The sequence below is a fragment of the Methanospirillum hungatei genome, from assembly GCF_020216685.1.
Lineage (GTDB): Archaea > Halobacteriota > Methanomicrobia > Methanomicrobiales > Methanospirillaceae > Methanospirillum > Methanospirillum hungatei_B.
The window spans coordinates 1-10,000 of sequence record NZ_JAIWNS010000066.1 but is presented as its reverse complement, the minus strand read 5'-3'; the positions used below and the strand labels follow the sequence as shown (position 1 = coordinate 10,000).

Sequence of the window (10,000 nt, the reverse complement as noted above, 5' to 3'; positions counted from 1 at the left end):
AATTCTACTTCCCCCAGAAGGGATTCTCCTTACGGAAGAGCCGGGTGTATTCATTCAACACTTCCTTTGCATCTTCGTTCAGGTGAGAGAGCATCTCAGTCTCAAGAACTTTTACGTGCCGTTCCGGAATACCCACAAGCAGTTCATCCTCGACGTCAAATTGTCTGCCAACCGTGGCACCTTCAATGGAGATTGCGACCTCATCTCCGGCATGTGCCTCCTGGATGTTTTCCTTTCTTAGTTGCATTGATTTGAGCGTTCCGGCCTTTTTACCATCTCTTCTGACCAGATTCACACCGGTCCGGAGAGTTCCTGAGAGGATCCTGACCCCGACCACTGCAGGATTATTCTGCCTGAAGACACATCCGGGAAGAACAAGGATTTTTGCGGGGAAGATTATTTTTTCAAACCGCTTCTGGTCCATTATCCTCTTAAGATTATTCCTCCATTCCAGGTAATCTTCAAGAATGTGATAGATAACATTCCCTGAGAAGAACTGGATCATCTCTGCATATGCCGGTTCTTTCAGGAGATCCTGGGCATCAGGAAGGACCGGGGTGTTGAATGCGATTAATACCCTGTACAGGGGATCTTTTATCGTTTCAGCCTCGATAACATCATGCCTGCTGACCTGGCCAACCTCAGCCCGCATGACCGGTATTTCATGCGCGGTTAATTCCTTACACAATGCCTCAAGCGCCCCTATAGTATCTGCCTTTATGATCAGACCTTCCGGAGAGAGACTGACATTTATTTCGGTCATCTCTTTTGCAATACTGGTCTTCACCCCTTCAGGATCATCACCGATAACCCGCACCGGAGATCCGGCAATGACCTGGTCAAGTCCGGGGGCACTGACCTTTACTCCGGCTGCGGCGACGACTTCTTTCACCCGTAAGAACCTGTCTTCAACCAGGATCTCCTGCATAGGTCTTGGTTGAAGAAGAGATCTGACCTTTGTCGTCTGAACCCCTTCTGTGGTTGCGATTGCTATCTCATCACCAACCCGGATGGTTCCGTCAAATAATATGACGTCGATTGTGGCACCAAGACCCTTCTCTTCCTTCACTTCAAGGACGGTTCCAGATCCAGGTCCGTCAACAGTAAGGGTCAAGGCCTCTTCCATGTACCGCTGTGCAAGACCAATGAGAACCATCAGAAGGTCTGGAATTCCTTCACCGGTATGGGCACTGACCGGGACAATCGCCAGGTTTCTTGCGAAATCAGATACCCGGTCAAACCGTTCTGATGAGAATCCATGCTCTGCAAGAGTGGCAACGATGTCATAGACCTTTGTCTCAACGAGGAGAGTTACCCGTTCATTCTGAGCAGCAAAACTCTTTAGAAATGGAGATTTTTCTGTGGATCTCCATCCAGGAATCCGGTCAAGTTTGGTTGCAGCGACCACAAACGGGGTCTTGCAATTGCGGAGGATCTGGATCGCCTCGATAGTCTGAGGCTGAAAACCTTCGGTAATATCCACAACCACAATGGCCATATCAGCAAGTGCACCTCCCCGTGCCCGAAGGGTGGTGAATGCATGATGCCCTGGCGTATCAATGAAAAGGAGTCCGGGAATGCTGATATTCAGACTCTTCATTCCACCACTCATGCTCATGATCGAATCTATCGGGACAATGGTTGCACCGATATGCTGGGTGATTGCTCCTGCCTCTCCGGCGACGACTGAGGATCCTCTGATCCGATCAAGAAGAGATGTCTTCCCATGATCCACATGCCCGAGGACGCAGACGATTGGAGTCCTGATATGGGGTGTATCTCCTTCGTTTTTACTTTTCTTTACTGCTTTTTTTCCCACCTTTCCACCACCACACCTATTCTGTTGTCCATTCCCGGTGCTATTTGAAAACAGGAGATATCCTTCCGGGAAGAGGATCTGATAATGTGGTACACATCAGTGGTCACGGCTAATAATCATTCACAATACCTCTTAGGTACGGTCAATCATACTGAGGGTTATCCTGATATGTCAGTGCCAGAGAGTGGATAAGTTCAAGTCATCTCCCTGATAACATATATGGTGCAACCTGCCTGGGTGGGGTAATGGCTATCCTAAGGGATTGTGGTTCCCTCGATCTGGGTTCAATTCCCGGTCCAGGCCTGTCGATTTTTGTTCAGTGATTGTGTTATTTCTTCTGAAGTTCCAAAATAATACTGCCGTCTCTTCAGGGCATAAGAAATTCAGCGCTGTTTCTTAGAAAATTTTCTTAATTCCCCGGTAAATATCTTAATATGGACCAGAGCGAAGAGTATCATGAAGCAAAAAGGAAAGTTACTAAACTCCGGGGATTTTATCACCACCTTGGAATTTATATAGTCATAAATGCCATTCTCATCGCGATAAATTTCCTAATAAGCCCGGATAGTCTGTGGTTTTACTGGGTGACCATCTTCTGGGGAATTGCTCTGATATGGCAGGCGTATGATGTCTTTGGAGATGAGAAGGTGCTCGGAGAAGAGTGGGAGGAGAAGAAGATTCAGGAATATATGGAAAAGAAAAAGTGACCACTCCGGTTACTGAAAGCCTCCTGCAATCCATCCGGTATACCCGCCGGCCACATTGAGAATGTTTGAAAAACCGTTTCTCTTCAGGATACTACAGGCCATGGATGATCTCGCCCCGGTTGCACACAGAACGGCGATCCGCTTCTCCCTGGATAGTTCTGTGTACCTTGTCCGGAGATCAGGCCAGTGAATATTCACGGATCCGGGAATATGGTACCCGGCATACTCTGCTCCCGTTCTCACATCCAAAACCACGAGATCTGTATCGCCCTTCAATAACGCATCAAGTTCATGAACAGATATCGTCTGGACGTGATCCAGTTCATGTCCGGCCAGAGCCCATCCCCACACTCCTCCCTCGAGATACCCGGTAATCCGATCGATACCCACCCGGTGAAGCATATGGGTTATCTTTGGGATCTCATCAGGACGATGAACAGCGAGCAGAATATCCCTGTCAGGAGGGATTACCCACCCGGTGAAGGTTGAAAAATTCATCTCACCGTCGATATTCCAGCTCTTCGGGATATGGGCAGATCCGAAGGCGTCGTATCGTCTGGTATCAAGCACTTCACATGCCCCCTGTGTCAGGAGGTCCTTTCCGGCCCGTGGGCTGATTCCCCTGACTGGTGGTAATGTTGAGAGAAGAGCAGGACCCCTTCGGTTCTCATCAGAGCACCGGCTGAAGTGATCCGGAGAGGGGGGCATATTTTTTGTAAGTTCATGTATGAATGCCTCTTTATCCTGAATCTGGAGAATCTGGTTAAATCTCCGTTCATAGCCGATGGTTGTCGTCCGTTTTGCGGATAATGATCTCCCACAAAATGATCCGGCTCCATGGGCGGGGTATACCTCACAATAGTCAGGCAGTTTCATGATCTTCTCATGCAGGGAGTCATACAATGCTGATGCTAGTTCATGAGCACGTCCGGGAAAGAGGTCCGGCCTTCCGACATCACCCACAAAAAGGGTATCACCGGGAAAAAGAGCAGCCGGGTCATCTCCCCTGCTCAAATGAGTAACAATATAGCTCACATGCTCAGGTGTGTGACCTGGTGTCTCGATGACAGAGATGGAACAGTCATCAAGGGTTATGGTACTACCCTCACTGACCGGGATATGGGGAAATGCGCATTGGGCACTCTTTGGAGCATAGATTGGTGCCCCGGTTCTTTCATGGAGATCGAGGTGACCTGATATGAAATCTGCATGCAGATGTGTCTCAAGAATCCCGGTAATTTTAAATCCTTCTTCATCAGCAGCCTGAATGTAGATATCCGGATCCCTGGCCGGATCGATGATCATGCCGGAGGATACCCCGCCAAGAAGGTATGAGCTGTGAGCAATCCCAGGGATGAAAAACTGCCTGATAATCATGAAGAGATGATCATCTCAGGAAGTGATGAATCATTCCCCTCTCCTGTGAGCAGCCGGTCCTGCAGGGTTTTTGGGATCTGGTACAAGGAACACACCCTAAAGTTTATCTCCTCTTCAATCTGCTGAAGTTTTTTTCCGATTCTCTCTTTGTCATGAAAAGATCTGGCATACTCACGCCTCTGTATGAGAAAGGCTCGTTCATGGAAAGATTTGGTTATCTGCCTGACATGCTCCCTCTCTTCAGGGCAATACCAGTCAGGCTGATGAACCGGGATAGCAGAGATGAGGTGTTCCGGATGGAGAGAAGGCTGGTTTTTACTCATATATCTGCAATACCACCTGATCAGGGGTGATCCGAGCAGGCTTTCAAGGTATTCATCCGGGCCCTTGATGATGATATCTGCAGCCTTCTCATAAGTATCTCCTGAAGTAATCAGCAGACCGTCCGTGGTGTCTTTTAGTGATATCCAAGACCCCTCATGGTTATATTCAGACAGGTCTTCCGGGGTATAGAGGCCTCCAAGACAGTACTCAGAGAGTGATACCGAATCTTTGAGGAGATAGTTCAGAATGACTCTCTCCAATGGATCTTCAAGGTTCCACCCATCTTCTCCAGGCAGATCATCCCGGTTCAGATGATATGATACCATAGTTCCATTCGTGGTAAATCGGGTGATCCCGATTGATGGTGAAAAAATCCCTGCACAGATGCATGACCATGTATCAGACAGGTCCTGTCCAGGTGAGTGTTCATCCAGGATGATATGAGTTACTCTGCTTCTCCGGATCATCTTCCTGAATGGTCTGGCATGCATATCAGAAAGCCATGCTGACGGGAGAAGAATAAATGACTGGTGTTCTTTCCTGATTGCATATTCTGCAGTATACAATGCAGTCATTGCATCATAGGAGTAGGATGAAAAGTGTTTACACAGGTACTGGTGTACTTCCGGATCTTTCATGGCTTTTTGTCTGCATGGAGCGGTGATCAGCATGGCAGGACGAGATATCCTATCCAGCCAGTCTTCATCAGATGGTCTTAGCGAATGAACGGCTGCCTGTGCTTCGTGTACTGAGAGATATTCATTCGTAATCTCTTTGGAAAAGAGGATATTTCCAACCCTGATATGCGACCGGAAGATATCCATCTGTTCTTTCTTACAGGGCTGAAAGAGGTCAGGGTGCAGGAAATTACCATCGATTGCATGGAGTATCAGCCCGAACCTGGTCAGCATAACCGACGAAAACGAGGGTTCTGAACAGAAGACAGTATCTGCAATTCTGTTGAACCGATCATGGGGAGAATCCTCTTTTCCGGCATGTGATCTGAGAAGAAGAAGCAATAATTCACCATTGCCCGATTGCGGATCAACGATGGCATGAGTTCCTTCTGATTCCTTCAAGCACCGGATGACATGGAAAAAGACCGGGGATGAGATAAGAGATGAGATATCGCAGGTACTGGCAATATAATCCTTCTTTCGCGTGTTCTGATCTCTGACCCGCGTCATCAGACGGCTGACCGCACGAACGAGAATGACCGGGTCTATAAGATGTATCCTGATAGGTTCAGGAACCGGGAGAGAGCACCCTTCTCGTACCATCATGGAATGAGTAACCGGATCAGGAAAGCATGGAGGTTCGTCTTTCAGATACCCAGGGATAGCAGATCCACACGTCACAAGATGACAGATCCAGGAATCTTCAGGGACCGTATTAAAATCAATGCCGCAGATTTCCAAAATTTTCTCTGTAACGGTTTTCAGAATGCCGGAAAGGACCAGGAGTTCCCGTCTCTCCCGATCACTCTCTCCATAGGTCCGATAAAAAACCCCGGACAATGTCTTGTGTATGGCATCCAGATATCTGTCCAGAGATTCAGAAATATCAACAGATTCACAGAGTATTCCTGTTTGGATGAGTTCAGGAAGGGGCTTTATTATATTGGAAAATTCAGGGTCTCTTTTCTGCCCGTTTATTACCTGACTGATGGTACTACCGATAATTCGATATCCTGCACAGGCACCTGTATTTTTCAGGTGAATTATGAGTTCTTTTTTTATCTCATCATCGATATCAGTATCTTTGGAACAATCCCAGATGATAACCTGACGGAGATCATCCAGGGTGACATAAAAACAGGATATACTATCACAATCTTTGATGATGAGATTTCTCTTTCTCAGGGAATAGATATTCTCTAAAAGGCCTGCCTTCCTGATTACCTGAATGCAATCCTGGTGAATATCAGGAATCATACGAAGAATACCTGAAAAGAAGTATAGCGAGGGATGGATTTGAACCATCGGTCTACGGGTTATGAGCCCGTCGGGATATCCTGACTACCCCACCTCGCTAAAAGTGGATATGAATGTCTATCGGATGGAGATATATATCTATCGTTTCTCTGATGCGAATTTTTAAACCAACACCCGGCCAATCATCATCTATGGATGAGGAACTTGAGCGGTTACGGGCAAAAAGAATGGAGGAGATCAAACAGCGCATAATGACCCCGCCATCGGCCCGTGAAGGAATTCTTATTGTCACGCAGGATAATTTTTCCAGGATAATCCGTGAAAACCCGAATATTATCATTGATTTCTGGGCTCCCTGGTGTGGCCCCTGCAAGATGCTAGCTCCGGTTATCGAACAGCTGGCGGCAGAATATGCCGGAAGAATCCGGTTTGCCAAATGTAATACCGATGAAAATCAGCAGATTGCATATCAGTTTGGAATATCCGCTATACCCTCCCTGTTTTTCTTTCAGAATGGCACGATTATTCATAGAGTTTCAGGGGCACTTCCAAAAGAACATCTTGAGATGCAGATTCGTTCGGTGTATACTATCCAAGCCCGGGACCGGAGTGATTAGAGTATCCCATGACAATGGATTATAATAGCCGGTTTACTGATTTCTGCCTTCCAACAGGAACTGAAACGCTTTTACAGCATCTATCAACCCATATCCATAGGTAGGGTCCCAGCCCGGTTCTCCCAGATCAAACGCATTTGAATACAATGCTTTCAAGAGATCATCCCGTGACACATCAGGAAAAGAACTCAGTAATTGTGCGATGACTCCGGCAACATGGGGTGCTGCGGCACTTGTACCGGGGAAAGGAACCGGGAAACTTCCGGCACCGCTGACCTGTACATTCGTCGGTGCACAGATATCCGGTTTCCACCGTCTGGATGGTTCAGGTATCCGGATAGTAACCGGCCCCTGGGATGAATCCGGTGAAATCAAATACGGTGTTTCGATCCCGACCGATCCGACTGTTACCACTTCCTCAAGTGCCGCGTGGCCAAAAATGGAATCAACTGGATCCTTTACGATCTCTGATTCAACCTGGCGTGGATCGATATTCCTGATATACATTTCAAGAATATTCGGCGTGATATTTTCACCGTTTCGTATAATTGACAATGATATCCGCCTGGATTCGTTCATCTCATTTCTGTAGACCAGATGTTCAAACGGCTCTCCGGTATCCTCCTGGATATTCATACTCGTTGCAACGACCTCCCCTTTCCCTGGATCGGTAAGGAAGAGGTCATAGTCATGAACCGCCCCTCCCCATGGATCATCCCATTGTAAGGTAATGATGACCTCATCATCAGGTTTGAGGATCATGGGAATTGCAGAGTATCCATCACCAAAGTCATGGACCGTCTGCTCTGGTCCGATACTAAAGCCCGGTTTCCAAGGCTTCTGATAATGAAGTGAAGCAAAATTGCCTGAAACGGTAACATAGATGCAATCCGGATGAGATTTCAGGACCTCTCTGATATGATCTACAACATCTCCATCTTCGAGAAATGGCTGCCTGAAAAAACAGAGGTCATCACAGATGATCCGGCATCCGGCATCAGCCAGTGTAGAGACAGCTCGTTTAAATTCGTCTGAATTTCCTCCATACGCATGAAAACAGAGTTCTGCATCAGGTGCAATGTCATGGATGATCTCAAGCATTGCCGTCCCTTCATCTCCGGTCCCTCTCTCATACAGGGTTACCGGTCCCAGTTCTCCCATCCTTTGGGACAGTTCCAGGGACTCGGCTCCGTTTCCGATGACTCCAACTTTAATGCCTTTTCCTGATGCACCAAATACTTCCCGAATGCCATTACTTCTGACCAGAAGATCCCCTTCGGTCTGCAGGGAGCCAACGCAGGTGACTATGGTTGAGTCATCAAAAGAAGATGTCAGGGATGCAGTATCTGTCTTCATAGCGCATGAGCTCAGGCAGATATACCCAAGTACCACACACAAAACAAGTACCTTTATGCACCCCATTTGACAGATCCCCCGGATCTGAAGACCAGACAAAAGCCCCTCTTCAGGATACTTTCCTGTTTGATGAGCTATGTATCCATGAAATATAAGGCTCTTGAGGGTCCTCTCTCTGGTCAATCACATCTTCTATTATCTGGCCTGACGAATACTGATATGTTCAATATGCAGATTTATGTGTTTCAGAGCTTTAGAATCTGGGTTTCATTATTTTGCATCTGTATGTGCTGTATTCTGTTTCCTGCTGCAATGGCAGAAGAGAAAACAGGATATTTTGAAGTGACATCAGTTCCTGAGGGGGCAGATGTCTTTATCGGCTCACAGTTTATGGGAGAAACTCCGGTTCTGATACCTGCCCGTAATCAGACGGATGGGACACGGATCCGGGTTATGATGCAGGGATATGAGATATGGGAGCAGAATATTGCAGGAACCCCTGCTGCCGGTCAGGTAGTTCCCATAAAAGTCTCATTAATCCCGGTCTCTCCCTTTGGAACTCTTGACGTTACATCTTCTCCTTCAGGAGCTTTAGTCACGGTGGATAATGGCATGGGTCAGATGACACCCTGGACATACCGGGATATCAGCACCGGGACACATCTGGTCTCTCTGTTTCTCTCCGGGTTTGAGCCCTATGTGGTCAATATTGATGTTCTTCCCGGCCAGGTGACCAGGCTTCATGCGAATATGACGATCCGTTCTGGGGCAGGATCCCTGCAGGTCAGTACTACCCCTGGCGGAGCATCGGTGTATGTAGATGGGGTTTATTCAGGGACCACGAACACAGTGATAGGAAATATCCCGCCTGGAAAACGTCGTGTCCTCATAACAAAGGCGGGGTTTGAAGATTCCGAGCAATGGGTAGTGGTCAGCAACCGTCAGGTAACAGTCATTGAAACAGCCTTAAAACCGGTGACAAAAACATCTGACGGGGCACTTGTCATCACATCAGATCCTCCCGGAGCATCAGTATTTGTGGATGATCAGTTCAGAGGAACGACAGAGACCGGCAGGCCGCTTGAACTGACCGGTATGAGTCCGGGCCAGCATAAAGTCTACATGAGTATCAGAAATTACGAGGACTACTCAACACTGGTAGATGTACGGGCAGGTGAGGTAACGCCGGTATCAGCCAGACTGAACCCAAGTCCCATGCCGCAGGACTGTGGTAAACTTATCCTGAACACCGAACCAGCCGGCGCAGAGATATACATTGACGGCTCCTTTGTCGGGGTTACGCCGGCAACCATAGACACCGTCTGCGCAGGGAAACATGCCTACCGGTTGTTCCTTGCAGGATACCAGGACTACTCATCACAGGTAGAACTGATCCCAGGTCAGGTGCTGCAGGTAAATACGGTCCTCACGCCCGAACCGGAAAAGGCAGAGGGGACTCCGGGGCCGGCTATACCGGTGATCATCGCAGTTCTGGCTCTTGTACTGGTCCTCTTTTCAAGAAGAGTATAAGAGATCCCTTCTCCTTCTTTCCGTGCTGATATATACCGTGCCGGGCAATATGTAGAGAGTTTAGATCAGGGCATGGGATATGGGGAACATATCGACCTCTTATAACACCTGAAATCTCGGAGTTTTTCATGCAGGATAATCCATCTATTCAGTTTGATGATCAAAGACTGGCGAAACGTCAGCAGCTTATCGAGGCCGGGGTACCGATGTATCCTCATGAGTTCAGGCGTTCACACACAATAGCAGAAATAAGAGCAGAATACAATGAAGCAGGGCATGATCCATCATCAGATCAGGTGATCACGGCCGGCCGGTTATATGGTGTGCGGGATCATG

7 protein-coding genes, 2 tRNA genes and 1 pseudogene are annotated in these 10,000 nt (G+C 47.8%); 5 read left to right on the top strand and 5 right to left on the bottom strand.

The window, feature by feature from the left end; translation table 11 throughout:
• Nucleotides 1–4: 4 nt before the first annotated feature.
• On the bottom strand, nucleotides 5–1,819 hold the full coding sequence (gene infB / locus LDL35_RS03740; protein ID WP_304019612.1) for a translation initiation factor IF-2: 1,815 nt from the start codon (nucleotides 1,817–1,819) through the stop codon (nucleotides 5–7).
• A gap of 231 nt (nucleotides 1,820–2,050) precedes the next feature.
• On the opposite strand from infB, the gene LDL35_RS03735 reads away from it, so the two are divergent.
• Nucleotides 2,051–2,122: transfer RNA gene (locus LDL35_RS03735), tRNA-His, on the top strand.
• A gap of 131 nt (nucleotides 2,123–2,253) precedes the next feature.
• Nucleotides 2,254–2,526 carry a 2TM domain-containing protein gene (locus LDL35_RS03730; RefSeq protein ID WP_304019610.1) on the top strand — a complete coding sequence of 91 codons (273 nt, stop codon included), beginning with the start codon at nucleotides 2,254–2,256 and terminating at the stop codon, nucleotides 2,524–2,526.
• A 9-nt stretch (nucleotides 2,527–2,535) separates the two neighbouring features.
• Here the strand turns inward: LDL35_RS03730 and LDL35_RS03725 are convergent, their stop codons facing one another.
• The 3 genes from LDL35_RS03725 to LDL35_RS03715 form a co-directional block, all read right to left on the bottom strand.
• A complete protein-coding gene (locus tag LDL35_RS03725; RefSeq protein WP_304019608.1) occupies nucleotides 2,536–3,903 on the bottom strand; it encodes an MBL fold metallo-hydrolase in 1,368 nt (455 codons plus the stop codon).
• Nucleotides 3,900–6,161, bottom strand: a complete 2,262-nt coding sequence (locus LDL35_RS03720) for a hypothetical protein (RefSeq protein WP_304019606.1) — start codon at nucleotides 6,159–6,161, stop codon at nucleotides 3,900–3,902. The genes LDL35_RS03725 and LDL35_RS03720 overlap by 4 nt, the downstream gene beginning before the upstream one ends.
• Nucleotides 6,162–6,185: 24 nt before the next feature.
• Nucleotides 6,186–6,260 (bottom strand) — tRNA-Met (locus LDL35_RS03715).
• Between the two features lie 14 nt (nucleotides 6,261–6,274).
• On the opposite strand from LDL35_RS03715, the gene trxA reads away from it, so the two are divergent.
• Nucleotides 6,275–6,778 (top strand): thioredoxin, encoded by a 504-nt coding sequence (gene trxA, locus LDL35_RS03710; RefSeq protein WP_304019604.1) that lies wholly within the window; start codon nucleotides 6,275–6,277, stop codon nucleotides 6,776–6,778.
• Between the two features lie 33 nt (nucleotides 6,779–6,811).
• Here trxA and LDL35_RS03705 read toward each other — a convergent pair whose 3' ends face one another.
• Nucleotides 6,812–8,200 (bottom strand): S8 family serine peptidase, encoded by a 1,389-nt coding sequence (locus tag LDL35_RS03705; protein WP_304019602.1) that lies wholly within the window; start codon nucleotides 8,198–8,200, stop codon nucleotides 6,812–6,814.
• 219 nt (nucleotides 8,201–8,419) lie between these two features.
• On the opposite strand from LDL35_RS03705, the gene LDL35_RS03700 reads away from it, so the two are divergent.
• Both LDL35_RS03700 and LDL35_RS03695 read left to right on the top strand, forming a co-directional pair.
• Nucleotides 8,420–9,664 (top strand): PEGA domain-containing protein, encoded by a 1,245-nt coding sequence (locus tag LDL35_RS03700; RefSeq protein ID WP_304019600.1) that lies wholly within the window; start codon nucleotides 8,420–8,422, stop codon nucleotides 9,662–9,664.
• 128 nt (nucleotides 9,665–9,792) lie between these two features.
• Nucleotides 9,793–10,000 (top strand): annotated as a pseudogene (locus LDL35_RS03695) (lysine--tRNA ligase); the annotation flags it as partial.

What these genes read in the sequence shown, in the direction of transcription:
- LDL35_RS03730 (WP_304019610.1), top strand. Translation starts at nt 2,254, where the DNA reads ATGGACCAGAGCGAAGAGTATCATGAAGCAAAAAGGAAAGTTACTAAA.
- LDL35_RS03725 (WP_304019608.1), bottom strand. Translation starts at nt 3,903, where the DNA reads ATGATTATCAGGCAGTTTTTCATCCCTGGGATTGCTCACAGCTCATAC.
- LDL35_RS03720 (WP_304019606.1), bottom strand. Translation starts at nt 6,161, where the DNA reads ATGATTCCTGATATTCACCAGGATTGCATTCAGGTAATCAGGAAGGCA.
- trxA (WP_304019604.1), top strand. Translation starts at nt 6,275, where the DNA reads ATGTCTATCGGATGGAGATATATATCTATCGTTTCTCTGATGCGAATT.
- LDL35_RS03705 (WP_304019602.1), bottom strand. Translation starts at nt 8,200, where the DNA reads ATGGGGTGCATAAAGGTACTTGTTTTGTGTGTGGTACTTGGGTATATC.
- LDL35_RS03700 (WP_304019600.1), top strand. Translation starts at nt 8,420, where the DNA reads ATGTGCTGTATTCTGTTTCCTGCTGCAATGGCAGAAGAGAAAACAGGA.